Here is a 23,508-nt window from a genome sequence, read left to right on the forward strand (position 1 = left end):
TTGAGAGAACACCTCTCAAAAAGCCAAAGGCAAGGAAACTCGGCTAAAGGCCCTCACACATCCTGTGAGGAACGCCCAGTACCTTCGTCCTGAAGGCATAGTTTGGTGGCGATAGCGAAGAGGTCACACCCGTTCCCATGCCGAACACGGAAGTTAAGCTCTTCAGCGCCGATGGTAGTTGGGGGCTTCCCCCTGTGAGAGTAGGACGCCGCCAAGCACTTAGAAAGACCAGCTGATATCAGCTGGTCTTTTTTGCTGCTGTTCAATTGTTTATATCGGGAGGGCGGTGTATAGACGATTTCAATCCTTCAGGCCCCGCGAAACGGTGATACGAATAGGCAGGCGATCTTCACCTTCTCAGGCTTGCGGTCTGGCGGTTCAGGTGCGAGTTCCAAAGTGGGATATGGAGCCAATAAGCTGTAAAATCAGTGAAGTTAGGGAGTAAAACGAATGCAAATAGAGGAGCGCATTATGGATGTTCCGGCAAATGGATTTCAAGGGATTGGGGGAGTGGGAGGATTGACAAATAAATGCACATATTTTGAGCCGCACGACGTTCATTTTCAAAACACGCCGCTTCATATTAAGGGGCGGGATAGAAAGAGCCGAGAAGCGAAATATATTGCTTATTGTTCGAAACGGACTTAAAACTGTTTTGAAAAATCAATTCGAATACAAATTTGCCATGGAGAAAAGACAGGAATTCATGGAGCGTCTGGAGAACCTATTATTAGCTGTAAATAGGGATAAATGTTGCACTGAAGCTTTTGATGCCATCATGCGGATTGAGCGGAACGTCGTGTGCACATTCATCTGTCATGATAGAATAAACTGAAAATAAAATTTTTTTAATATAGCCTTTACAAATGGGTGTATTCCCGTATATAATAGTCCTTGTCAGATCGAGAGTTACTCCAATAACTGACGAGGAGGATTAGCTCAGCTGGGAGAGCATCTGCCTTACAAGCAGAGGGTCGGCGGTTCGATCCCGTCATCCTCCACCATTCATATTGGAATGGGCCGGTGTAGCTCAATTGGTAGAGCAACTGAATCGTAATCAGTAGGTTGGGGGTTCAAGTCCTCTTGCCGGCACCATGATTTTATGATATAATATAAAAGTTGCTGAAAAAAGACAGATAGCTTTAGAAAAGTCTTCAGATTTCATTACAGTATTGGAGCCATTAGCTCAGTTGGTAGAGCATCTGACTTTTAATCAGAGGGTCGAAGGTTCGAGTCCTTCATGGCTCACCATTTCATGCGGATGTGGCGGAATTGGCAGACGCGCTAGAATCAGGCTCTAGTGTCTTTAAAGACGTGGGGGTTCAAGTCCCTTCATCCGCATTGCCAATCTATTTTGCGGAAGTAGTTCAGTGGTAGAACACCACCTTGCCAAGGTGGGGGTCGCGGGTTCGAATCCCGTCTTCCGCTTAATCATCTAAGCGCCCGTAGCTCAATTGGATAGAGCGTTTGACTACGGATCAAAAGGTTAGGGGTTCGACTCCTCTCGGGCGCGCCATTATATAACGGGAAGTAGCTCAGCTTGGTAGAGCACATGGTTTGGGACCATGGGGTCGCAGGTTCGAATCCTGTCTTCCCGACCATTATTCGGGGCCTTAGCTCAGCTGGGAGAGCGCCTGCTTTGCACGCAGGAGGTCAGCGGTTCGATCCCGCTAGGCTCCACTTTGTTATCTTTAATATTCACCATGGCGGTGTAGCTCAGCTGGCTAGAGCGTACGGTTCATACCCGTGAGGTCGGGGGTTCGATCCCCTCCGCCGCTATTAAAGGACCTTTAGCTCAGTTGGTTAGAGCAGACGGCTCATAACCGTCCGGTCGTAGGTTCGAGTCCTACAAGGTCCACCATTGTTACGGAGGAATACCCAAGTCTGGCTGAAGGGATCGGTCTTGAAAACCGACAGGGGTGTCAAAGCCCGCGGGGGTTCGAATCCCTCTTCCTCCGCCATATATCTTTCATTATTTTGATCATCGCGGGGTGGAGCAGTTCGGTAGCTCGTCGGGCTCATAACCCGAAGGTCGCAGGTTCAAATCCTGCCCCCGCAACCAATTTACTTATTAAATGAGGAGTGCCCGAAGGGTGCAGCAAAATTGGTCCGGTAGTTCAGTTGGTTAGAATGCCTGCCTGTCACGCAGGAGGTCGCGGGTTCGAGTCCCGTCCGGACCGCCATTTTAAATAAAGGCTCGGTAGCTCAGTTGGTAGAGCAACGGACTGAAAATCCGTGTGTCGGCGGTTCGATTCCGTCCCGAGCCACCATTTTACAATTCTATATATTGCGGCGGTTGTGGCGAAGTGGTTAACGCACCAGATTGTGGCTCTGGCATTCGTGGGTTCGATTCCCATCAACCGCCCCATGCGAAATGCGGGTGTAGTTTAGTGGTAAAACCTCAGCCTTCCAAGCTGATGTCGTGGGTTCGATTCCCATCACCCGCTCCATTTGCATATCATGGGCCTGTAGCTCAGCTGGTTAGAGCGCACGCCTGATAAGCGTGAGGTCGATGGTTCGAGTCCATTCAGGCCCACCATGATATTCCGCAGTAGCTCAGTGGTAGAGCTATCGGCTGTTAACCGATCGGTCGCAGGTTCGAATCCTGCCTGCGGAGCCATGGAGAAGTACTCAAGTGGCTGAAGAGGCGCCCCTGCTAAGGGTGTAGGTCGCGTAAGCGGCGCGAGGGTTCAAATCCCTCCTTCTCCGCCATTTTTTCAATAAGGCCCGTTGGTCAAGTGGTTAAGACACCGCCCTTTCACGGCGGTAACACGGGTTCGAATCCCGTACGGGTCATCAAGTTAAACTCTGCATCATTACGATGCGGAGTTTTTTTGTATGCCATTTATGACTTCAGTCAATGTGCAAAACAAATTGTTGAACTTTGTCAATAAAAAGAAGCGCTTTCATTAAAGGGATCAAGCCATATTATCCGAATAAAAGAGTAATCTTTAAATATAGTGGCAGAAAGGATGAAATCAATGGCTTGTGTGAGTGCCTCGGATATTCAAGCGCATCTCTTTCATGAAGGTCGGCTTTATGAAAGCTACAGATTTTTCGGCGCTCATCAGACGGAACAGGACGGCCGCCAAGGTTTCCGGTTCTGTGTTTGGGCCCCGCATGCGAAGGAAGTTCGAATCGCCGGAACGTTTAACGGCTGGTCCGGTGCCCTGCATCAAATGGAAAAGCGTCATCAGGAAGGCATATGGGAACTGTTTATCCCCGGTATCGGAGAAGGGGAGCTGTATAAATATGAAATTGTCACAGCCGCAAATGAAACCAAATTGAAGGCCGATCCTTATGCTTTTTTTTCTGAAGTCAGGCCGAAAACCGCATCGATCACATATCAATTGGCCGGATACCCATGGGGCGACCGGAAGTGGCAAAAGAAAAAGAAACAAAAAGCCGTGTATGAAAAACCTGTTTCCATCTACGAGCTTCATGTCGGATCGTGGAAAAAGAAAGCGGATGGGCGTTTCTTCACATACCGGGAACTGAGCGAAACGGTCATTCCTTACGTCAAAGAACACGGATTCACACATATCGAGCTGATGCCGTTGACAGAGCACCCGTTTGACCGTTCATGGGGCTACCAGACAACGGGGTACTACAGTCCGACGAGCAGATATGGCGAACCGCATGACTTGATGTATTTCATCGACCAGTGCCATCAGCATGAGATCGGCGTCATTATGGATTGGGTTCCCGGCCATTTCTGCAAAGATGACCACGGGTTGTATTTGTTTGACGGTATGCCTCTGTATGAATATACGCACGAGCATGACAGGGAAAATTGGGAATGGGGGACCGCCAATTTTGACCTCGGGAAACGAGAAGTTCACAGTTTTTTAATATCGAATGCGTTGTATTGGATCGAGATGTATCATATAGATGGATTTCGAGTCGATGCAGTTGCAAACCTCCTGTATTGGCCAAACCGTCCTCAGCCTGAAGCGAACGGCTTTGCGATCGAATTTATTCAAACGTTAAATGAACAGGTTTTTGCAAGAGATCCCCACTTTTTGATGATTGCAGAGGACTCCACAGATTGGCCGCTTGTGACGCATCCGACCTATGAAGGCGGTCTCGGGTTTAATTATAAGTGGAATATGGGTTGGATGAACGATGTATTAACCTATATGGAAGCTTCCCCAGAACAAAGAAAACACCTGCATCATCTTGTTTCATTCTCCTTAATGTATGCCTACTCAGAAAATTACATCCTGCCGTTTTCCCACGATGAAGTGGTGTACGGCAAAAAGTCTCTGCTTCATAAGATGCCCGGCGATTATTGGCAGAAGTTCGCCCAGTACCGCCTGCTGATCAGTTATTTTACGCTACACCCGGGAAAAAAACTTCTCTTTATGGGCGGTGAGTTTGCTCAATTTGATGAATGGAAAGACGAAGAAGAGCTCGATTGGTTTTTGGACGATTTCGACATGCACCGCAAAGCCCGTGTGTTTACAAAGGAGGCTCTTCACCTCTACAAAAAAAGCCGTATCCTGTATGAAAATGACCATCGGCAGCAAGGATTCGAGTGGATTGACGTCAACAATGCGGAACAGTCGATTGTATCGTTTATCCGCTATGGAAAGCAGCCTGGTGAAGCGCTGATCATCGTTTGCAATTTTACGCCTTCCGTTTATCACGAATATCGGGTCGGCGTCCCTTTTCAAACCGAATATATCGAAGTGCTTAACAGCGATGATGCAAAATACGGAGGTTCACATCAAATCAACCCAAAACGCCTTCAAGCAAAAGAAGGCGTTCTGCACGGCAAACCATACAGCATCAGCTTGACAGTCCCTCCGCTGGGAGCTGCGGTTTTCAGAGCAGTCAAAAAGAGAGGAGCGAAAAAGGGATGAAAGAACAATGTGTGGCCATGCTTTTGGCAGGCGGCAAGGGAAGCAGGCTGAATGCCTTAACCAAAAACCTCGCAAAACCTGCCGTTCCATTTGGCGGCAAGTACAGAATCATCGATTTTGCCCTCAGCAACTGCACCAACTCGGGAATTCATCATGTCGGTGTGCTGACTCAATACCAGCCGCTTTTATTAAACTCATATATCGGCATCGGCGAACCATGGGATCTTGACCGCAATGACGGCGGGGTCTCCATTTTGTCCCCTTATGCTGAAGCGTCGGAAGTGAAGTGGTACAAAGGGACGGCAAGTGCGATTTATGAAAACCGCCATTTTTTAAAAGAGCTTCAGCCTGAACATGTACTCATCCTATCAGGAGATCATATCTACAAAATGGATTACGGAAAAATGCTCGAATACCACGCGGAGAAACAGGCTGACGCCACCATTGCCGTCATCGAAGTCAGCTGGGCAGAAGCGGGCCGTTTCGGCATCCTTCATACCAATGACAAGATGGAGATTACAAGCTTTGAGGAAAAGCCAAAATACCCGAAGAGCAACTTGGCATCGATGGGTGTCTACGTTTTTAAATGGCGCGTGCTAGAAGAGGCGTTGGAACGCGATGCAAAAAAATCCGGCTCAAGCCACGATTTCGGTAAAGATATCATACCGGCTCTTCTCGAAGAAAAAAAGCAGCTGAACGCTTATCCGTTTAAAGGGTACTGGAAGGATGTAGGTACGGTCAGAAGTTTATGGGAAGCCAATATGGATCTGCTTGGAGATCATCCTCCGCTTGATCTGTTTGAACGGAACTGGCGGATTTATTCCGTCGCCCCGAACCTCCCGCCGCAGTTTGTTGCCGATCAGGCGGAAATCAAAGAATCGCTCATCAGCGAAGGGTGCACCGTATATGGGTCGGTCACCCGTTCGGTTATATTTCAGCGCGTTGCAATCGGCAGACATTCCTCCATCAATCGTTCAGTCGTGATGCATGACGTTTCAATTGGAGAGCATGTTGAGATCGAAAATGCCATTGTATCGGCAGGAATTCGAATTCCGGATGGTTTTCGCGCGAAGGCGGAAGATAGCGAAGTCCTGCTGATCACAGAGGAATATGTCAAAAAACATAAGGTTGTTTAAACAACACGGAGAGGCGGATGGTGCCAATGAATAATCAAATGTTGGGAATTATTGATGCAGCTGTAAACCAGCACTCTCTTCAGGATTTAACGGCATGCCGTTCGATCGGAGCCGTTCCGTTTGCAGGAAGGTACCGGCTGATCGATTTTGCGTTGTCAGGCATGATTCATGCAGGCATTCGGAGTGTCGCTGTATTTTCCAAATCCCCGTACCGTTCCTTGATGGATCATTTAGGGTCGGGAAAAGAGTGGGATTTAAACAGGAAAAGGGACGGTCTTTTCTTTCTTCCATCTTCACTTCCCCATGAGGAGCACGTTGGGCTTGGATCGTTTCGGCAATTTGCCGAGCATCTCGATTATTTTCAAAGAAGCACTCAGCAATATGCAGCTGTCGCAAACAGCTATACGGTTGGTCACATTCCTTTTCAAGAAGTGCTTAAGCAACACCTTGAATCCGGATGTGCTTTGACTGAAATTTGTCAAGACGGAAAGCCTTTAGGCATGTATGTCACTAAGAAAAGTCTGTTGAGGGAGATGATTGAAGGGCATGGCGCCGAAGGAGCGCAATCTTTTGAGGAAGTCTGCCGGAAAGAGCGTGATTCGCTATCCGTCAACAGCTATGAGCATTCGGGGTATACCGCCGTGATCGACTCCCCCGAAAGCTACCTCTTTCATAGTTTGAACCTCATTCAGCCTGTGTTTCGGGAGCAAATCTTTCATATGGGCCAGCCTGTCTACACAAAAATAAAAAACGATCCTCCTGTAAAATACGCTAAAAACAGCAGGGTAAAGCAATCGATTATCGCTAACGGCTGCGTAATCGAAGGTGAGGTTGAGAATTCGGTCTTGTTCAGAGGAGTCCACGTAGGAAAAGGAACGATCATCAAAAACAGCGTTGTCATGCAAAAAACAAGGATCGGGGAAAACTGCCGGCTGGAGCACGTCATTTGCGACAAAGATGTTAAAATCGGGCATCATATCGAAATGTCCGGCACAATGAGTCTCCCTTTCATATTAAAAAAAGGAGCCGTACAAGGAGCGCTGATGAACTCTTGAAAGTCTTATTTGCTGTCTCTGAATGTGTGCCGTTTGTTAAATCAGGCGGGCTCGCCGATGTCGCAGGGGCGCTCCCGAAAGAGCTCGCCCTTTTAGGAATAGAAACGGCTGTCATGATGCCGAAATACAGCTTGATTGCGGAAGATTTCCGAAGAAGGATGGTTAAAAAGGCTGAATGCGAGGTTCGCGTCGGGTGGCGCAGGCAGTTTTGCGGCATTGAACACCTTGAATATGACGGAGTTTCTTATTATTTTCTTGATCATGAGTATTATTTTAATCGGGATTCCCTCTACGGCCATTATGATGATGGAGAGCGATTTGCTTTTTTCTCGCGGGCCGTTTTGGAAGCACTATACGCGCTGAATTTTGAAACTGATGTCATCCATACCCACGATTGGCACGCAGGGATGGTCAATTATTTATTAAAAGAAGAATATCGAAAAAAGCCGTTCTATCAGTGTATGAAAAGCGTATTTACAATTCATAACCTTCAATTTCAAGGAGTTTTTCCAAAGGAAGCAGTCCATGATCTGCTCGGCCTCGACATTTCCCATTTCACGACCGAAAAGCTCGAGTTTTATGGGGACATCAATTATATGAAAGGCGGCATTATTGCTGCTGACCGGGTGACAACGGTCAGTCCGACGTACCGCGATGAAATTTTGACTCCATACTACGGCGAGCGGCTTGAAGGGGTTCTGTCAGACAAGAAGGATGTGCTGACCGGCATTTTAAACGGGATTGACGATGTGCTGTACGACCCTTTAAACGACCCTCACATCGATTATCATTACGATGCCGTCAACCGGGACGGAAAACGGAAAAATAAAGCCGTGATCCAGAAGACATTCGGTCTGCCGGTGAATGAAGACATTCCGCTCATCAGCATGGTGACAAGGCTGACGAAGCAAAAAGGCATCGATTTGATCAAGCGGGTATTGCATGAACTGTTTGAAGAAGAAGACATGCAGCTGATCGTTTTAGGAACCGGAGAAGCGGAATTTGAAAATTACTTCCGCTATATGGAGCATGCTTTTCCGGAGCGGTGCAAGGCGTATATCGGTTTTCATGAACCGCTCAGCCGCAAGATTTATGCAGCGAGCGATCTTTTCCTGATGCCTTCAAAATTCGAGCCGTGCGGTCTTGGCCAGCTGATTGCCCTCAGGTACGGTGCGGTTCCGGTTGTCAGGGAAACAGGCGGGCTTCACGATACGGTGACCGCTTATCAGGAAGCAACCGGTGAAGGCAACGGTTTTACGTTCGCCCATTTTAACGCCCATGATATGAAGCATACAGTCAAAAGAGCGCTGTCTTTTTATCACCGGAAAGAAGAGTGGGGCAGCATCGTTCAAAAAGCGATGACACATGATGTAAGCTGGGCTTTGTCAGCCCGTCAGTATCAGGGGTTATACAGCCGGGAGATAAAGGGGGAAGCGCCATGTTCTCGTGTAAAGAAAGCTTTAAACAATGCTTTTTGAAGCGTCTAGAACGGTTGTGCGGAAAAAGCTTTCGGGAATCTTCAACGCTTGACCAGTATCAGACGCTCGGCATCATGGTCAGGGAACATATCAGCGCAAACTGGATCGGAACCAATGAAAGAAGCCGCTCCAACCAAAATAAACAGACCTATTATTTATCGATTGAATTTCTCCTGGGCAGACTGCTCGGCCAAAACCTGCTCAACCTCGGCGTCCGTGAGATTGTCAAAGAAGGTCTTTCCGAGCTTGGCATTTGTCTTGAAAACATCGAAGAGGCCGAAATGGATGCAGGCCTTGGCAACGGGGGGTTGGGCAGGCTTGCGGCGTGCTTTTTGGATTCACTGGCTTCGCTCGACCTTCCCGGGCATGGAATGGGGATTCGCTACAAGCATGGTTTTTTCGAACAAAAAATCGTCGACGGTCATCAAGTCGAACTGCCTGAACAATGGCTCAAACATGGTTACGTGTGGGAAATCCGCAATGCCGATCAGGCTGTTTGTGTTCGTTTCGGCGGCCGGGTCAAGATGGCGCAGGAAGGAGGGCGCCTCCGCTTTTGGCAGGAAGAAGCGGAAGTGATGACAGCCGTGCCTCACGACATCCCGATCATCGGCTATGAGACCAAGACGGTCAACACCCTCCGGCTGTGGAATGCGGAGCCTTGCTCGCTCCATCATGAACCGAATATTTTGAAGTATAAACGTGAGACAGAAGCTGTATCTGAATGTCTGTATCCGGATGACACGCATGACGAAGGCAAGATTCTCCGTTTGAAACAGCAGTATTTTTTAGTATCGGCAAGCCTGCAAAGCATTGTGAAACGCTATAAGAAAAACCACCCGTCACTCCATGATTTTCATCAAAAAGTCGCGATCCATATCAATGACACCCACCCCGCTTTGGCTGTGCCGGAATTGATGAGAATTTTGCTTGATGAAGAAAAAATGACGTGGGATGAAGCGTGGCATGTTACCGTACATACGATTTCATATACGAATCATACGACGCTTGCCGAAGCGCTGGAAAAATGGAGGATCGATTTAATTAAACCGCTTCTGCCGAGAATTTTTATGATCATTGAGGAGATCAATGAGCGGTTTTGCTCCTGGCTGTGGGAAAAATACCCGGGTGAATGGGGAAGGATCGAAAAGCTTGCCGTCATCGCCCACGGCGAAGTGAAAATGGCCCACTTGGCGATTGTCGGAAGCTACAGTGTTAACGGCGTCGCCAACATTCATTCAACCATATTAAAAGAGCGGGAAATGAACGATTTTTATTCCATTTTCCCTTTTAAATTCAATAATAAAACGAATGGCATCTCACATAGAAGGTGGCTGTTAAAGGCAAATCCGCCGCTTGCGAACCTGATAACTGAAGCGATAGGAGACGGGTGGCTGACAGATCCGGAAAGCCTTCTGGATCTTCGTCCGTTTGCGCGCGATTCCGCGTTTCTTGAATCGTTTCAGCGCATTAAAAGGGAACGAAAACAGCTTTTGGCAGACATGATGAAAGGCAGCCTCGGCTTCGCCGTTAATCCTGACAGCATCTTCGATGTTCAAGTCAAGCGTCTCCACGCTTATAAACGCCAGCTTTTAAATGTGCTCCATATCATGTATTTGTACAACAGGCTGAAGGAAGACAAAGGCTTTGCCATTTATCCGCAAACGTTTATTTTCGGAGCGAAAGCATCGCCGACTTATCATTATGCCAAAAAGGTGATCAAGCTGATCCATTCAGTCGCAGACAAAATCAATCATGATCCGGATGTCAGACAATCGATCAATGTCATCTTTCTGGAAAATTACCGGGTATCAACCGCCGAGCGTATTTTTCCGGCGTCAGATGTCAGCGAGCAAATATCTGCGGCCAGCAAAGAAGCCTCCGGAACTGGGAACATGAAGTTCATGATTAATGGGGCTTTGACGATCGGCACGCATGACGGCGCCAATATTGAAATGCTTGAGAGAGTGGGACCTGAGTGTATCTATACGTTCGGTTTAAAGGCGGATGAAGTGCTGAACTACGCCGAAAAAGGCGGCTATCTGTCAAGGGAATACTATCAGCATGATGCAAGGATCAGACAGACGGCCGATCAGCTGATCAATGGTTTTTTCGAAGGAGAAGCCGGCGAATTTGAGCCGATTTATGACTCGCTGATCGCATATAATGATGAATACTTCGTTTTAAAAGATTTCGCTTCGTATATTGAAGCGCAGGAGCGGATTCAAAAAGACTACCTGAATAAGCGTCTTTGGGCCGAAAAAGCCGTCACAAACATCGCGCATGCCGGATATTTTTCAAGCGACCGCACGATCCGGGAGTATGCGGACGACATTTGGGAAATTGAGCCGTACCACCGTTGAATTTAAAAACGCTAAGCCCCGCTGGTCAGGGGCTTAGTCGTCGTCTTCAGTATAAGGGTCCTTTTCATAAGCCGGGAGATCGCCGAAAGAGGTCATGATACCTTCTTCATCAAGAAGGTCTTCATATTTTTCGTGTTCTTTCGTCGGATAGACGGTTACTTCTTTTCCGGTAATGTCTGTTGCGGCATAGTTTTCGTAATCTTCGACATACCCGAGCGGCTCTTCATATTCCATGTACATCTGGCTGTATGACAGCGGTGGAACGGCAAGATCCTGAGGCGTTTCCGAATTGCCGTAGCGTTCGACATCCTGGTAAGCGTCTTCTGAATCGTATGCGACGTTTTCATCGTCTTCGTCTTGTTCAAAATGTCCGAACGGCGGGTTCAGCACTTCTTCCTCAATCGGACGGTCTTTTGAAACGGAGACGGTTGACGAATGTTCACTGCACGTCGTTGCGGTTGGCAGTACGGACAGCCTTTCATACGGGATGTCCTTTCCGCATACTTCACAGCGGCCGTATGTCCCTTTTTCGATCTTGGCCAAAGCGTGTTCGATATCGTGTAAATGCTCTCTTTCATGTTCAAAAAGGGCAAGGTCTTTTTCGCGTTCGTACAGTTCTGTACCTTCATCTCCCGGATGATTGTCATAAGCCGAAAGATCGCCCGTCGAGTTGAACGGGTGCGTTACATCGATGCCAAAATGTCCGTTTTCTTTAAAGCGGCTGACGATCTCTTCCTTTCCGGCTTTCAGTTCATTTTCGAGTTTTGTCAACTGTTCTTTTGTTAGCACATGCATCGCCTCGTTTCTTTAAAGTGCTCGCGTTTTTAGTATGAACGAATTCAAACAGAACTTTCATTGTAAATAAAAGCAAAAAAAAAGAGCCGTAAAGGCTCTTTTTTAAAAAATGTACTGAATGAGCAGGGCAATGGCGAGCAGAAGACCGAAAAAGGTGTTCGTCTGCGCCGTTGATTTCATGGCGACCATCAGTTCCGCCGGCTTTTCTTTTGCCTTGAACTCCTGGATGGCTTTAATCGGTTTCGGCAGGCTTAAAAGAACGAGGCAGCTCCACAGAGAAACGATCTCAAAGCCGATGTATATACCGATCAGTATATAGGAAACAGCAAAAACCCAGCTCAAAATCTGTACGGCGTTTTTTCTTCCGGCCAAAATCGGCAGCGTCTTCCTTCCGTTTTCTTTATCTCCGACCAAATCGCGGATATTATTGGAAAGATTGATGCCTCCGACTAAAATCGTAATCGGAAGGGAGATCAGAAAGACGTTCCAGGTCAGCCCGCCTGTCTGAATATAGTATGAAATCAGGATGATGACCATTCCCATAAAAACGCCCGACATAATTTCACCGAACGGCGTATAGGAGATCGGAATCGGCCCGCCTGTATAAAGATAGCCGACGGCCATGCATACCAATCCGATCAGCGCAAGCCACCAGCTTGAAGAAGCACAGATGTACACGCCGAGTAAAACGGCGACTCCAAACAGTCCGTATGCCAGATATAATACCGTCTTTGGCTTCATTCCATAGCGGACGATAGCACCTCCGATGCCGACCGAGTTTTCATTATCAAGTCCTCTTACAAAATCAAAATACTCATTGAATAAGTTTGTTCCGATTTGAATTAATATTGATGCGGCCAGCATAGCTAAAAACAGCCAGATATCAATTTTTCCCGATTCAAGGGACATCACGGTCCCGAGCGTTACAGGGACAAAGGCGGCTGTCAGTGTATGGGGTCTTGTTAACATCCACCATACGCGCCATTTTTCCGGCTTTATTTCAGAAACACTCCCTGAAAGTGATTGATGCTGCATAAAGTATGACTCCTTTAGTTTTAATACGTACACGTCCATACTAAGTTTAGAAAAAGTTAAAAAAGGTGTCAATATAATGGGGGATATTGTTAGAAAAAAAGCGGTCGTCACGCATTTCGAAAATATTAAATGACCTTGTCTTTTTCAATCGGCCGATTACGTTTATAATAGGTAAGGGCGGTTGTTAATAAAGTGTCGTTTTGTTGACACATACCGTTCACAGGTGTATGGTTATAAAAGCATTTTACGGATTTTGGAGGAATGTATCATGGTGACAACAGTGCAGCGCACTTTCCTCAGGGAAGCGCCTGAAGCATTAAACATCGTCAAAAAAGTCAACCATGCTGTTTTAATAAGTTATTCCAGAAAAATTGAGAGCATAGATGCTCTTTCCTTTTTCATAAACGGGGAAGAACAATTTGCCGGGGAACGTTTCTTCTGGTCTGATCCGGACGGCGGACTGACGCTTGTCGGACTAGGAAAGGAAGTTTCGGTTTCCACAGATCTGAAGGATGCCGGACGTTATCAGGCTGTACATGAAAAATGGGAGCGCTTAAAAGAGAAAACCTATCACTTCCATGAAGATCAAAGCAGGAGTCAGGCAGCGGTGGGGCCATTGCTGTTTGGCGGTTTTTCATTTGATCCGCTGGAAGATCGCAAGCAGCATTGGAACGGCTACCAGGAAGGCGCTTTTTTTATTCCCTCCGCTATGCTGACACAGGACGGAGAGGAAACATTTATAACGGTCAATAGATGGAAGGCTCCTGAAGAAGACGTGCGCAAAGTACTTGAAGAAATAAAGGGCGCTGCTTCACAGCTGACCAAGGCGGACGCTTCCCGTTATCCCGAAAAAGGTCATACGCGTTATACCGCCAAGGAGGAACTTGATGTTCCTGAATGGCTTGAAGCGGTCCGACGGGCGACAGACGACATTAAAAACGGGAAGTACGATAAAGTCGTGCTCGCAAGAGAGATCCTTTTAACGTTCGATCAGCCTGTCGAACTTCACAGAGTATTATTCAATCTGATGTCTGAACAAAAAACGAGCTATATATTCGCCATTGAAGAAAACGGCAAAAGTTTTTTGGGAGCGTCTCCTGAACGTCTGGTCAAAAAAGACGGAGAGAACGTTCTGTCGACCTGCCTTGCCGGTTCAATCAAGAGAGGCGAAAGTGAGCAGGAAGACCGGATGCTCGGTCTTGAGCTGTTAAACGATGAAAAAAATCTCATTGAACACGACATTGTCGTCAATATGATTCATCAGGCGCTTTTGTCAAATTGTAGCAATATCAAAAAGCCGGCCAAGCCGGGACTGTACAAAACAAAAAATGTGCAGCATTTGTATACGCCGATTGTCGGTAAAATGAATGCGGAGTCCTCGCTTTTTGATTTAATCGAGAAACTTCATCCAACTCCTGCGCTCGGGGGAGCACCTCAGCAAAAAGCGATTGAGGTCATCAGGGAGTTAGAACCGCTGTCAAGGGGCTGGTATGCGGCACCGGCGGGTTGGGTCGACATGTCCGGCAATGGGGAATTCGCGGTGGCGATCAGGTCAGGACTTATCGATTCAAAAGAGGCCAGAATTTTTGCCGGCTGCGGAGTTGTGGCTGATTCCGATCCTCTTATGGAATACGAAGAAACGCAAATTAAGATGAAGCCGATGCTGTCTGCACTTGGAGGCGATATCCGTTGACTGAAAATCCAATTACAAAATATATAGGGAATTTTATTGATGAGCTTTCCCTCGCAGGCGTGACAGAAGCGGTCATCTGCCCGGGATCAAGATCGACGCCCCTTGCGATTTTGGCCGCGAGTCATCCGGACATCAATGTTCATATCCATGTGGATGAAAGATCGGCTGCGTTTTTTGCAATGGGCATGGCAAAGGCAATACGGAAGCCTGTCGCATTGATCTGTACATCCGGAACGGCTGCGGCGAATTTTTACCCGGCTGTGATCGAAGCTCATTATTCAAGAATACCGCTTATGATCTTAACGGCTGATCGGCCGCATGAACTGAGAGAAGTAGGAGCACCTCAGGCGATTGATCAGCAATTCTTATTCGGAAACTTTGTTAAGTTTTTCACAGACTCGGCTTTGCCTGACAATCATCCTGAAATGCTGGCGTACATCCGGTCTTTGGCTGCACGTGCAGCCGGAGAAGCCAAAAAAGCGCCGCGCGGGCCCGTGCATATCAACTTTCCGCTGAGAGAGCCGCTCATGCCGAACCTTGAGGATGAACCGTTTCAAAGGCTGAGAAACGGCAGTCATGTGACGGTTGAAAGCGGCCGTTTCCGTACTGACCGGCATGAGCTTGAAGCGCTGAGTGATCTGATCAAAGAGACGGAAAAAGGCGTGATCGTCTGCGGAGAGCTGCAAGATGATGATGCTAAAGCACATATTGTATCTCTTTCGCAGGCAGCGGGATATCCGATTTTGGCTGACCCGCTCTCAAACTTGAGAAACGGCAGCCATTCAAAAGAAACCATTATCGATGCATACGATTCATTGTTGAAAGAAGAACAGCTGAAACGCGAGCTCATGCCTGAGCTTGTCATCCGCTTCGGCGCGATGCCGGTTTCAAAGCCGCTTTTTCAGCTGCTAAAGCAAAATCCGAGCATCAGGCAAATCATCGTTGATCCAGATGGAGGGTGGCGCGATCCGACTCAGCTCAGCGCACATATGCTGCATTGCACGGAAGAGGAGTTCGCGGCTCTTGCGGCTTCCGCTGTCAAAAAAAGATCAGGCAACTGGCCGGAGAAGTGGCGGTTTGCCAACAGCCGCTTCCGCGCTCTTTTAAGAAATCTTGAAGCTGAGGATCTTACCTTTGAAGGAAATATCTACCGTAATCTGCAGCATTTGATTCCAGAAAACAGCTCCCTGTTTGTCGGAAACAGCATGCCGATTCGCGATGCGGATACATTTTTTGAAAATCAGGAACGGTCTTTCCGGATTTTTGCCAATAGAGGGGCAAACGGGATTGACGGCGTTGTCTCAACTGCGCTGGGCGTATATGCCGCAACGAAAGAACCGGTAACCCTTGTCATCGGCGATCTGTCGTTTTATCACGATTTAAACGGCCTCCTCGTCAGTAAAACGCTCGACATCCCGCTGACTGTCGTTCTCGTCAACAATGACGGCGGCGGCATTTTCTCATTTCTTCCCCAATCTGCTGAAGAAAGGTACTTCGAGCTCTTGTTCGGAACGCCGACGGGGCTCGAATTCGAGCATGCCGCCAAGCTGTATGGGGGACGCTATATATGCCCTGAGTCATCCGCCCATTTTGCCGATGCGTATTTGTCCTCCGTCAACCGCCGCGGCTTGGATATTATTGAGGTGAAAACGAAGCGCGATGATCGTGTGGAGCAGCATCGCCAGCTGCTTGATTCCGCGATGCATGAAATAAGAAAAGAGTGGCCGTTTTGAAATTGACACTGAAAGACGGCGTTTCCTATAAAATAGAAGACAATGGCCTGTCTGCGGAAAAAACGGCGGTGTTTTTGCATGGCTTTACAGGAAGCGCGGCAACGTGGGACGGGATAGACGGCTATTTTCAGGGAATGCGTCTGATCAAGCTGAATCTGCTCGGACACGGCGGAACCGACTCGCCGGCAGACAGCCGGCGCTACACAACAGAGAAGCAGGCAGCTGATCTGATCGAGATTTTTGATCGTTTAAATGTGAAACAGGCTTACCTCATCGGTTATTCAATGGGCGGCCGACTTGCCTTATCCTTGGCGATGATTCACCCGGAGCGTGTGTCCGGTCTTGTGCTGGAAAGCAGTTCCCCGGGGCTTGATTCGCCGGAAGAAAGAAAAGCCCGCAGGGAGCAGGACAGCCGGCTCAGCAGGCGGATACTGGAAGAAGGAATTGAGTCTTTCGTAGATTATTGGGAAGGCATTCCGCTGTTTGCATCCCAGCTTTCAATGGACCCTTCGAAAAGGAAAAAAGTGCGCGAAGAACGTCTGAACAACAATCCGGTCGGGCTTCGTGGCAGCTTAATCGGAATGGGGACCGGCTCACAGCCGTCCTGGTGGAACAAACTGAGCGGAATCGATTATCCGGTGCTTCTCATTGCGGGAAGCCTGGATCGGAAATTTATCGAGATCAATGAAAGCATGGCACAGCGCATTCCAGCCGCCCGCCTTGAGATTGTTGAACATACCGGTCATGCGGTTCATGTGGAAGAGCCCGATTTTTTTGGTAAAATAGTAAGTGAATTTATTTTAAAGTAGGAGGTACACATCTATGACTGTAGAATGGAAAAGCGAACGTCAATACGAAGATGTATTATATGAAACATATAACGGCATCGCCAAAATCACGATCAATCGCCCTGAGGTACATAACGCATTTCGTCCAAAAACGGTTTCGGAACTGATCGATGCGTTTGCATATGCGCGGGATGATGCCAATATCGGCGTTATTGTCCTTGCAGGTGCCGGCGATAAAGCGTTCTGTTCAGGAGGAGACCAGAAAGTAAGGGGACACGGAGGCTATGTCGGTGAAGACGAGATTCCGCGTCTGAACGTGCTTGATCTTCAGCGGTTGATCCGCGTCATTCCGAAGCCTGTTGTTGCGATGGTTTCAGGCTATGCGATCGGCGGCGGTCATGTGCTCCACATCGTATGCGATTTGACGATTGCTGCGGACAACGCGATTTTCGGACAAACAGGACCGAAAGTCGGCAGCTTCGATGCAGGATACGGATCAGGCTATCTGGCGCGTATCGTCGGCCATAAAAAAGCGCGGGAAATTTGGTACCTGTGCCGTCAGTACAATGCTCAGGAAGCAAAGGAAATGGGTCTTGTCAATACGGTTGTACCGCTTGAAAAGCTTGAAGAAGAAACGATTAAATGGTGTGAGGAAATGCTTGAGAAAAGCCCGACAGCACTCAGATTCCTTAAAGCGGCCTTTAATGCCGACACAGACGGACTTGCCGGCATCCAGCAGTTTGCCGGAGATGCGACACTGCTTTATTACACAACAGATGAAGCGAAAGAAGGCCGCGATGCGTTTAAAGAAAAACGCCGTCCAGACTTCGGACAGTTCCCGCGTTTTCCTTAAAAACCGGTAGAGAGAAACAGCTTAGTGCGACTGAGCTGTTTCTTTTATCATTCAAGACATTTTTTGGAGATGATGATATGCTGATGGACCATCCGAATTGGCTTAAACAGCGAGCAAATCTGACACCTGACAGGATGGCTGTGATTCAGGGAGATCACAAGCTGACTTTTATTCAATTATTTCACGAAGCAAAAAAAATGGCCGGACAGCTGAAGAGCTTTGGTCTGAGGAAAGGGGATACAGCAGCTGTACTTCTCACAAACCGGATGGAGATGGTCATCGCCGTCCATGCCTGCTTTCTTCTCGGTGTTCGTATCGTTTTGCTGAATACGAAGCTGTCAATGGCCGAACGAACATATCAAATTGAACACTCGGAAGCAAAGCTATTGCTTACAGAGCAGCCTTTCATAGAAAAGCATAGAGGGGAACAGCTCGCTCGCGCTGTTGACATTGAAGACGTTCAAAACGCCGCTTGCCCTCCGGTTACGGAAATCGAAAGCATTCATTTGGACGATGCGGCAACAGTTATGTATACCTCTGGAACGACCGGACGACCGAAAGGGGTTATGCAGACATTTGCCAACCATTATTTCAGCGCGGTTTCATCGGCCTTGAATTTGGGGCTCCAAGAACACGACCGCTGGCTGATCGCCTTGCCGCTTTTCCACATCAGCGGCTTATCGGCTCTTTTTAAATCGGTCATTTACGGAATGACTGTTGTTTTGCATCAAAGGTTTGACGCGGAAGAAGTTCTCCGTTCGATCAAAGACAATCAAGTAACAATTGCATCAGTCGTTCAGACGATGCTGTCGAGGCTTGCGGCAAAAGTCGACAGCTGCCCCGGATCATTAAGGTGCCTGTTACTGGGCGGAGGGCCAGCACCACTTTCTCTCCTTGAGGAATGCAAAAGAAAGAGGCTGCCGGTCGTCCAGTCATACGGGATGACTGAAACGTGCTCACAGATTGCAACCCTCGCCCCGGAATACTCGATTGAAAAGCTCGGTTCAGCCGGCAAACCGCTGTTTGCATCAAGCATCAAAATCGAAAACAACGGAACGGAATGCCAACCCGGAGAACATGGCGAAATAACCGTAAAAGGGCCGACCGTTATGAAGGGCTACTTGAAAAATGAGGCGGCAAATAAAGCTTCATTCAATGACGGCTGGTTTAAAACCGGTGATATCGGGTATCTTGACGATGACGGATTTTTATTTGTGCTGGACAGGCGTTCAGACTTAATCATATCAGGAGGAGAAAATATCTATCCGGCTGAAGTCGAGGCCGTTCTTCTGTCACACCCCAATGTCGCGGAAGCGGGGGTGAAAGGGGTCGATGACAAAACTTGGGGAAAGGTTCCCCACGCCTATCTCGTCGCCGACAGCCACGTTGCTGAAGAGGAGCTGAGCGAATTTTGCAAAGAACGGCTTGCTTCATATAAAGTGCCTAAAGCCTTTCATTTTGTCGGCAAGCTGCCGAGAAATGCTTCAAATAAACTGATGAGACATCAATTGTAGAAGGAGAGCGCCATGATTCAAATCAAACAGCTGACATTGTACCATCTCAGCATGCGGCTGAAAAAGCCTTTTAAATCAAGCTTGGAAACCTTTCAGGATCGCAAGTTTATCATCATTGAAGCTGCTGACCAAGAAGGTGTGACAGGCTGGGGGGAAGTATCCGCTTTTTCATCTCCGTGGTACACAGAAGAAACAACGGAGACATGCTACCACATGCTAAAAGATTTTTTGATTCCGGCTGTGCTGCGCGAATCATTCACACACCCTTCAGAAGTGCCCGAGGCGCTTCGCGGATTCAAAGGCAACAGAATGGCAAAGGCCGGCCTTGAAGCCGCCTTTTGGGACATTTACGCCAGGAAAAAAGGGATCTCTTTAAGAGAGGCGCTGGGCGGAGTAAAAACAGAAGTTCCTGCCGGGGTCGTCGTCGGTCTTGCCCCATTGGATGATATGCTTCAGGAAATTGAACAATATGTAAAAGAAGGATATCAAAGAATAAAAATCAAAATTCAGCCGGGGCAGGATATAGAGCTTTTAAAAGAAATACGCGGGCATTTTCCGAAGGTGCCGCTGATGGCAGATGCCAACTCTTCTTATGAATTAAAAGATATCAGCCGGATTAAAGAGCTTGACGCATTTAAATTAATGATGATCGAACAGCCGCTGGCGGATGATGATATCGTTGACCACCGCCATCTGCAAAAACATATCAAAACATCAATTTGCCTTGACGAAAGTATCCGTTCGGCTGATGATGCCCGAAAGGCAATCGAGCTCGGCAGCTGCAAAATTATCAATATTAAGCCGTCCCGAGTCGGCGGTTTGACAGAAGCTCTGAAAATCCACGACATCTGCAAAGAACATCAAATGCCCGTCTGGTGCGGCGGCATGTTTGAAACCGGCATTTCAAGAGCCAACAATCTTGCGTTGAGTTCTCTTCCGCAGTTTTTGATTCCCGGGGATATTTCTTCATCCTCAAGGTATTGGGAAGAGGATATCGTAAAACCGGAAATACGCATTGAAGGCGGTTTTATTCAGGTTCCAAGCCGACCGGGAATGGGATTTGAAGTCGATACTCATATTTTAAGAAAGAATTCATCGAAAATAGACGTTTTCAAACAGTAAAGGCTGTTTTAAACGCTGATTTCCAGATTTTCAAGCTTTGTTAAATGGGCGGCTTCTCATGTATATTAAAGCTGTACATTATTCCCTTCTCGTTTGGACCGGCTTTCAAGCCGGTTTTTTTAAAAATATGAAAAGAGCTGCCTTGATGACAGCCCTTTCCTTTAATCGCCCAAAAACAAATCTTCGTGTATGATCTGTCCGATCAGCCGGTCCGCTTGATCCGGCAGCCCGTCAAGACAGCCGTATTCATAATCCCATAAGTTCATGAAGGAGCAGGCGGCTTTTTGAAATGCGATTTCGTCCGCCCCGTGGATTTCCTGATAAAAAGCCTGTAACAGCGACTCTTTATTCATGACTGTCCCTCCTTCATTCATTCGCTTTAATGATGTTCGGGTTTAAATGTTTTGCAGTCCGTTTCTTCGCTATTAGAAGCTTTTTCACCTTCAGCATGGCTGACAACATAGATGGCGTCGGCTGTGCACTTGTTTCCCTGTTCCCAATAGGTGCAGTTGCTGACTTCACACAGTATTTTTTGCTCCATGTATTTGGGCCCCCTTTAAAAGTTGTACACATTTAGCTTAACCTCATTCATGCTGTTTGATGTACCGCTTGTCCTTCATGAACAATTTCCAGAAATAATAAAAGCCGGGGAATAAAATAATAAAACCGACGATGTAGGAGATGAACAGCGCCCTGAATGTCTCCGGTGCGGTGAAGCCCGATTGAATCGTGACATCTGGATAGACCATGTAAGGAAGGTGCGCTCTCCCGTACACATAGCTCGCCGTAAAATACTGCAGCGTAATGGCGATGACAGCCAGGCGCGGCTTTCCCAGCCTGTCGCTGTTATGTCGGTTTGGCAGAAACAGTGCCGCAAATGCGACGAGAAACAGCAAAAACGATAAAACCAGCCATGGAAGCCCGTCCATCATCTTCGTATAAAGCCAGCTGGCTTCCGTCCTCATGGTCATCATGATGCCAAACGACATAAGTAATGCAAGCGGCCCGGTGATTAAAGCGTTTCGGCGGTAGACCTGATAGGCGTCCTTTTCTCCGGCTACATTTGAAAAATCAGCCAGCAGTAATGAAGACAGAAACAGCGTGCTGAAAATGGCAAAACCCATAAAAGAATAGGCATGGGGGCTTAAAAACAAATTGACAAAGTCCAATTGGTGGCTTCCGTCTACCTGATATACGAAGTTGCCGTGTGTCACGGGCAAGACAAGGATTAAAACAGCCGGAATGATAAAGCCGCTGATCCCTGAAACGTATGTCAGCGCTCTTTCATAATCTTTTGCAGCATGAGAAAAGACCAAAAATCCGCTTCGAATCGCCAAAAGCAATAAAATAATACTGCCGGGAATCAAAAGCACCGTTCCCAGCACAAAAGTGCCGCCCGGGAAAAAGCTGAAAAGGGCCACGACAATTCCGACGATGAAAACATTGGTTACTTCCCAGGTCGGAGAAAGATAGCGGTTTGCAATATTGGTTGCTTTCAGCTGTTTTTTGTTCATATAAATCATCGACCAAAATCCCGCTCCAAAATCCATCGACGCCATCACGGCGTAGATAAATATAAATCCCCAGACGATCGAAATAGCCAGCAGGGCATCTGTTGTTCCATCCAGTTGCATCATATGACTTCCCTTCTGTTTTTTGTGCATTCAGCTGCTTTTTAAATCCTCTTCGACAGGGTGGCGTTTAAAGTAATATTGCAATACAAACACCACCGCTGCTCCTAAAATGATATAGACGATAAAGAACAAAAGAAACAATATGCCGATCGAGCCGGAGGCTGTCACCACTTCGGACGTTTTCTGCATATGGTAAATGACCCAAGGCTGCCTTCCGGTGCAAGCGAACACCCAGCCCAATTCGATTGCGAGCAAAGCGAGCGGGCCGCCGGTTATAAATACGGCCAGCATCCAGCGGGGAAAGCGGTCTTTTTTCATGACTTTCCTCCAAATAAAACCGACAGCGGCATAAACAATCAAAAGGCTGCCGATAAAAACCATGCCGTTAAACAAGGTATGAATGAACAGAGGAGGCCACTCATCCCTTGGAAAGTCATTCAGCCCTTTCACGACGGTGTCAAAGCGGTTGTCGGCCAAAAAGCTTAAAGCCCACGGAATCTCAATCGCCCATTTGACCGATTGCGTCTTTTCATCGGTAAATCCGCCGATCGCAAGAGGGGCATGGGACTGGGTTTCAAACAGCCCTTCTGCGCCGGCCAGTTTTTCAGGCTGGTAGCGGTGAAGAAGCTGTGCGGATTCGTGCCCGCTCAGAGCCGTGACCAATGAAAACGCTCCTCCGACAATCAGCCCGAGCAGCAGCGCTTTTCTATGGAGGGCGTAGACTCTTTCATCACCGCGGTTTCGGAGCATTTTGTAGGCGGCTATCGTCGCAATAATAAACGCGCCCGTCATAAAAGCGGAGACGACAACGTGTCCTGCTGTGGCCACAAAGCTTTTATTGAAAAACGCCGTCCACGGCTGAACATCCGTAATTTCACCGTTCACAATTTTGAAGCCTTCAGGCGTTCCCTGGAAAGCGTGCACATTTGTAATTAAAATGGCTGATGCGGCTGCTCCGATAACGATAAAAATGACAGCTGTAATTCTCATAAGGGGAGTCAGCCGATCGGCTGCGTACACATAAATGGACATAAATAAAGCCTCAATAAAAAAGGCGTAGATTTCAATTTGAAATGGGAGGGACATGACTTTTCCGATCACTTCCATGAATCCCGGCCAAAGCAGGGCCAGCTGTGTTCCGGCAATGGTTCCGGTCGGTATGGCGACCCCGAGCAACACGGCTTGTGCCTTCGTCCATCTTTTGGCCATAATGGCGTAGTGGGGATCTTTTGTTCTTTGATAGATCAGCTCGGCCAGCAAAATCATTAAAGGAATTCCGACACCGAGCGAGGCAAAAATAATATGGAACCCCATCGTTGTTCCGAAAAGGCTTCTTGCAAAAATCAAGTCATTCATCCGGAAAACCACCTTTCATTTACACCATTTTGCTTTTTATTGTTTACCGCCTTTTTTAGATTATTCTTCCTGTGAGCGGTTAAAATGGATA

18 protein-coding genes, 20 tRNA genes and 1 rRNA gene are annotated in these 23,508 nt (G+C 47.7%); 33 read left to right on the plus strand and 6 right to left on the minus strand.

Annotation, left to right across the window (positions count from 1 at the left end; translation table 11 throughout):
• Positions 1-101: 101 nt before the first annotated feature.
• The 27 genes from rrf to BTA31_RS09255 all read left to right on the plus strand — a co-directional run bounded on the left by rrf (position 102) and on the right by BTA31_RS09255 (position 10,894).
• A 5S ribosomal RNA gene (rrf, locus tag BTA31_RS09125) occupies positions 102-217 on the plus strand.
• Between the two features lie 233 nt (positions 218-450).
• Positions 451-648 (plus strand): hypothetical protein, encoded by a 198-nt coding sequence (locus BTA31_RS23160; RefSeq protein WP_193427228.1) that lies wholly within the window; start codon positions 451-453, stop codon positions 646-648.
• 280 nt (positions 649-928) lie between these two features.
• A tRNA-Val gene (locus BTA31_RS09135) sits at positions 929-1,004 on the plus strand.
• Positions 1,005-1,019: 15 nt separating this feature from the next.
• Positions 1,020-1,095, plus strand: a tRNA-Thr gene (locus BTA31_RS09140).
• A gap of 80 nt (positions 1,096-1,175) precedes the next feature.
• A tRNA-Lys gene (locus BTA31_RS09145) sits at positions 1,176-1,251 on the plus strand.
• Between the two features lie 6 nt (positions 1,252-1,257).
• A tRNA-Leu gene (locus BTA31_RS09150) sits at positions 1,258-1,341 on the plus strand.
• A 15-nt stretch (positions 1,342-1,356) separates the two neighbouring features.
• A tRNA-Gly gene (locus BTA31_RS09155) sits at positions 1,357-1,428 on the plus strand.
• 11 nt (positions 1,429-1,439) lie between these two features.
• Positions 1,440-1,516, plus strand: a tRNA-Arg gene (locus BTA31_RS09160).
• A gap of 8 nt (positions 1,517-1,524) precedes the next feature.
• A tRNA-Pro gene (locus BTA31_RS09165) sits at positions 1,525-1,601 on the plus strand.
• A gap of 6 nt (positions 1,602-1,607) precedes the next feature.
• Positions 1,608-1,680: transfer RNA gene (locus BTA31_RS09170), tRNA-Ala, on the plus strand.
• A gap of 25 nt (positions 1,681-1,705) precedes the next feature.
• Positions 1,706-1,779, plus strand: a tRNA-Met gene (locus BTA31_RS09175).
• Positions 1,780-1,784: 5 nt separating this feature from the next.
• A tRNA-Ile gene (locus BTA31_RS09180) sits at positions 1,785-1,861 on the plus strand.
• Positions 1,862-1,868: 7 nt separating this feature from the next.
• Positions 1,869-1,961: transfer RNA gene (locus BTA31_RS09185), tRNA-Ser, on the plus strand.
• Positions 1,962-1,985: 24 nt separating this feature from the next.
• Positions 1,986-2,062 (plus strand) — tRNA-Met (locus tag BTA31_RS09190).
• Between the two features lie 44 nt (positions 2,063-2,106).
• A tRNA-Asp gene (locus BTA31_RS09195) sits at positions 2,107-2,183 on the plus strand.
• Between the two features lie 11 nt (positions 2,184-2,194).
• Positions 2,195-2,270, plus strand: a tRNA-Phe gene (locus BTA31_RS09200).
• A 22-nt stretch (positions 2,271-2,292) separates the two neighbouring features.
• Positions 2,293-2,368: transfer RNA gene (locus BTA31_RS09205), tRNA-His, on the plus strand.
• 8 nt (positions 2,369-2,376) lie between these two features.
• Positions 2,377-2,450, plus strand: a tRNA-Gly gene (locus BTA31_RS09210).
• Positions 2,451-2,462: 12 nt separating this feature from the next.
• Positions 2,463-2,539: transfer RNA gene (locus BTA31_RS09215), tRNA-Ile, on the plus strand.
• A 6-nt stretch (positions 2,540-2,545) separates the two neighbouring features.
• Positions 2,546-2,620: transfer RNA gene (locus BTA31_RS09220), tRNA-Asn, on the plus strand.
• A gap of 1 nt (position 2,621) precedes the next feature.
• Positions 2,622-2,712 (plus strand) — tRNA-Ser (locus BTA31_RS09225).
• Positions 2,713-2,724: 12 nt separating this feature from the next.
• Positions 2,725-2,796, plus strand: a tRNA-Glu gene (locus tag BTA31_RS09230).
• A gap of 185 nt (positions 2,797-2,981) precedes the next feature.
• The gene (gene glgB, locus BTA31_RS09235; RefSeq protein WP_076790999.1) at positions 2,982-4,865 is read left to right on the plus strand and encodes a 1,4-alpha-glucan branching enzyme; all 1,884 of its coding nucleotides are present in this window, start codon (positions 2,982-2,984) and stop codon (positions 4,863-4,865) included.
• Positions 4,862-6,001 (plus strand): glucose-1-phosphate adenylyltransferase, encoded by a 1,140-nt coding sequence (locus tag BTA31_RS09240; protein WP_076791001.1) that lies wholly within the window; start codon positions 4,862-4,864, stop codon positions 5,999-6,001. Before glgB ends, BTA31_RS09240 begins: the two co-directional genes overlap by 4 nt.
• Positions 6,002-6,027: 26 nt before the next feature.
• Complete coding sequence (locus tag BTA31_RS09245) at positions 6,028-7,056, plus strand: GlgC family sugar phosphate nucleotidyltransferase (protein ID WP_076791003.1); 1,029 nt, start codon at positions 6,028-6,030, stop codon at positions 7,054-7,056.
• A complete protein-coding gene (gene glgA, locus BTA31_RS09250; RefSeq protein WP_076791005.1) occupies positions 7,053-8,534 on the plus strand; it encodes a glycogen synthase GlgA in 1,482 nt (493 codons plus the stop codon). Before BTA31_RS09245 ends, glgA begins: the two co-directional genes overlap by 4 nt.
• On the plus strand, positions 8,495-10,894 hold the full coding sequence (locus BTA31_RS09255) for a glycogen/starch/alpha-glucan phosphorylase (RefSeq protein WP_076791009.1): 2,400 nt from the start codon (positions 8,495-8,497) through the stop codon (positions 10,892-10,894). Before glgA ends, BTA31_RS09255 begins: the two co-directional genes overlap by 40 nt.
• A gap of 33 nt (positions 10,895-10,927) precedes the next feature.
• Here BTA31_RS09255 and BTA31_RS09260 read toward each other — a convergent pair whose 3' ends face one another.
• Positions 10,928-11,683 carry a TraR/DksA C4-type zinc finger protein gene (locus BTA31_RS09260; protein ID WP_076791172.1) on the minus strand — a complete coding sequence of 252 codons (756 nt, stop codon included), beginning with the start codon at positions 11,681-11,683 and terminating at the stop codon, positions 10,928-10,930.
• A gap of 108 nt (positions 11,684-11,791) precedes the next feature.
• Entirely contained in the window at positions 11,792-12,724 is a 933-nt protein-coding gene (locus tag BTA31_RS09265) for a 1,4-dihydroxy-2-naphthoate polyprenyltransferase (RefSeq protein ID WP_076791012.1), read from the minus strand.
• A gap of 268 nt (positions 12,725-12,992) precedes the next feature.
• On the opposite strand from BTA31_RS09265, the gene BTA31_RS09270 reads away from it, so the two are divergent.
• From BTA31_RS09270 to menC, 6 genes are all read left to right on the plus strand, one after another.
• Positions 12,993-14,417: an isochorismate synthase gene (locus BTA31_RS09270; protein WP_076791014.1), complete on the plus strand. Its 1,425-nt coding sequence runs from the start codon at positions 12,993-12,995 to the stop codon at positions 14,415-14,417.
• Positions 14,414-16,150: a 2-succinyl-5-enolpyruvyl-6-hydroxy-3-cyclohexene-1-carboxylic-acid synthase gene (gene menD, locus BTA31_RS09275; RefSeq protein ID WP_076791016.1), complete on the plus strand. Its 1,737-nt coding sequence runs from the start codon at positions 14,414-14,416 to the stop codon at positions 16,148-16,150. Before BTA31_RS09270 ends, menD begins: the two co-directional genes overlap by 4 nt.
• Entirely contained in the window at positions 16,138-16,959 is an 822-nt protein-coding gene (gene menH / locus BTA31_RS09280; protein ID WP_076791018.1) for a 2-succinyl-6-hydroxy-2,4-cyclohexadiene-1-carboxylate synthase, read from the plus strand. Before menD ends, menH begins: the two co-directional genes overlap by 13 nt.
• Before the next feature lie 13 nt (positions 16,960-16,972).
• Complete coding sequence (gene menB, locus BTA31_RS09285; RefSeq protein WP_043925816.1) at positions 16,973-17,791, plus strand: 1,4-dihydroxy-2-naphthoyl-CoA synthase; 819 nt, start codon at positions 16,973-16,975, stop codon at positions 17,789-17,791.
• A 77-nt stretch (positions 17,792-17,868) separates the two neighbouring features.
• The gene (locus BTA31_RS09290; RefSeq protein WP_076791020.1) at positions 17,869-19,305 is read left to right on the plus strand and encodes an o-succinylbenzoate--CoA ligase; all 1,437 of its coding nucleotides are present in this window, start codon (positions 17,869-17,871) and stop codon (positions 19,303-19,305) included.
• 12 nt (positions 19,306-19,317) lie between these two features.
• Complete coding sequence (gene menC, locus BTA31_RS09295; protein WP_043925814.1) at positions 19,318-20,427, plus strand: o-succinylbenzoate synthase; 1,110 nt, start codon at positions 19,318-19,320, stop codon at positions 20,425-20,427.
• A 161-nt stretch (positions 20,428-20,588) separates the two neighbouring features.
• Here the strand turns inward: menC and BTA31_RS09300 are convergent, their stop codons facing one another.
• From BTA31_RS09300 to BTA31_RS09315, 4 genes are read right to left on the minus strand one after another with little or no spacing between them, the layout of a single operon-like run.
• Entirely contained in the window at positions 20,589-20,780 is a 192-nt protein-coding gene (locus BTA31_RS09300) for a hypothetical protein (RefSeq protein WP_043925813.1), read from the minus strand.
• 26 nt (positions 20,781-20,806) lie between these two features.
• Entirely contained in the window at positions 20,807-20,968 is a 162-nt protein-coding gene (locus BTA31_RS09305; protein WP_076791022.1) for a DUF1540 domain-containing protein, read from the minus strand.
• Between the two features lie 43 nt (positions 20,969-21,011).
• Positions 21,012-22,055 (minus strand): cytochrome d ubiquinol oxidase subunit II, encoded by a 1,044-nt coding sequence (locus BTA31_RS09310; protein ID WP_193427229.1) that lies wholly within the window; start codon positions 22,053-22,055, stop codon positions 21,012-21,014.
• A 36-nt stretch (positions 22,056-22,091) separates the two neighbouring features.
• On the minus strand, positions 22,092-23,417 hold the full coding sequence (locus tag BTA31_RS09315; protein WP_043926301.1) for a cytochrome ubiquinol oxidase subunit I: 1,326 nt from the start codon (positions 23,415-23,417) through the stop codon (positions 22,092-22,094).
• Positions 23,418-23,508: the final 91 nt, after the last annotated feature.

It is taken from the genome of Bacillus haynesii, assembly GCF_001969855.1.
GTDB classification, from domain to species: Bacteria; Bacillota; Bacilli; order Bacillales; family Bacillaceae; genus Bacillus; species Bacillus haynesii.

Excerpts from the sequence above, each read along its gene's own strand:
- BTA31_RS23160 (WP_193427228.1), top strand. The coding sequence starts at position 451 with ATGCAAATAGAGGAGCGCATTATGGATGTTCCGGCAAATGGATTTCAA.
- glgB (WP_076790999.1), top strand. The coding sequence starts at position 2,982 with ATGGCTTGTGTGAGTGCCTCGGATATTCAAGCGCATCTCTTTCATGAA.
- BTA31_RS09240 (WP_076791001.1), top strand. The coding sequence starts at position 4,862 with ATGAAAGAACAATGTGTGGCCATGCTTTTGGCAGGCGGCAAGGGAAGC.
- BTA31_RS09245 (WP_076791003.1), top strand. The coding sequence starts at position 6,028 with ATGAATAATCAAATGTTGGGAATTATTGATGCAGCTGTAAACCAGCAC.
- BTA31_RS09255 (WP_076791009.1), top strand. The coding sequence starts at position 8,495 with ATGTTCTCGTGTAAAGAAAGCTTTAAACAATGCTTTTTGAAGCGTCTA.
- BTA31_RS09265 (WP_076791012.1), bottom strand. The coding sequence starts at position 12,724 with ATGCAGCATCAATCACTTTCAGGGAGTGTTTCTGAAATAAAGCCGGAA.
- BTA31_RS09270 (WP_076791014.1), top strand. The coding sequence starts at position 12,993 with ATGGTGACAACAGTGCAGCGCACTTTCCTCAGGGAAGCGCCTGAAGCA.
- menB (WP_043925816.1), top strand. The coding sequence starts at position 16,973 with ATGACTGTAGAATGGAAAAGCGAACGTCAATACGAAGATGTATTATAT.
- BTA31_RS09290 (WP_076791020.1), top strand. The coding sequence starts at position 17,869 with ATGCTGATGGACCATCCGAATTGGCTTAAACAGCGAGCAAATCTGACA.
- menC (WP_043925814.1), top strand. The coding sequence starts at position 19,318 with ATGATTCAAATCAAACAGCTGACATTGTACCATCTCAGCATGCGGCTG.
- BTA31_RS09300 (WP_043925813.1), bottom strand. The coding sequence starts at position 20,780 with ATGAATAAAGAGTCGCTGTTACAGGCTTTTTATCAGGAAATCCACGGG.
- BTA31_RS09305 (WP_076791022.1), bottom strand. The coding sequence starts at position 20,968 with ATGGAGCAAAAAATACTGTGTGAAGTCAGCAACTGCACCTATTGGGAA.
- BTA31_RS09315 (WP_043926301.1), bottom strand. The coding sequence starts at position 23,417 with ATGAATGACTTGATTTTTGCAAGAAGCCTTTTCGGAACAACGATGGGG.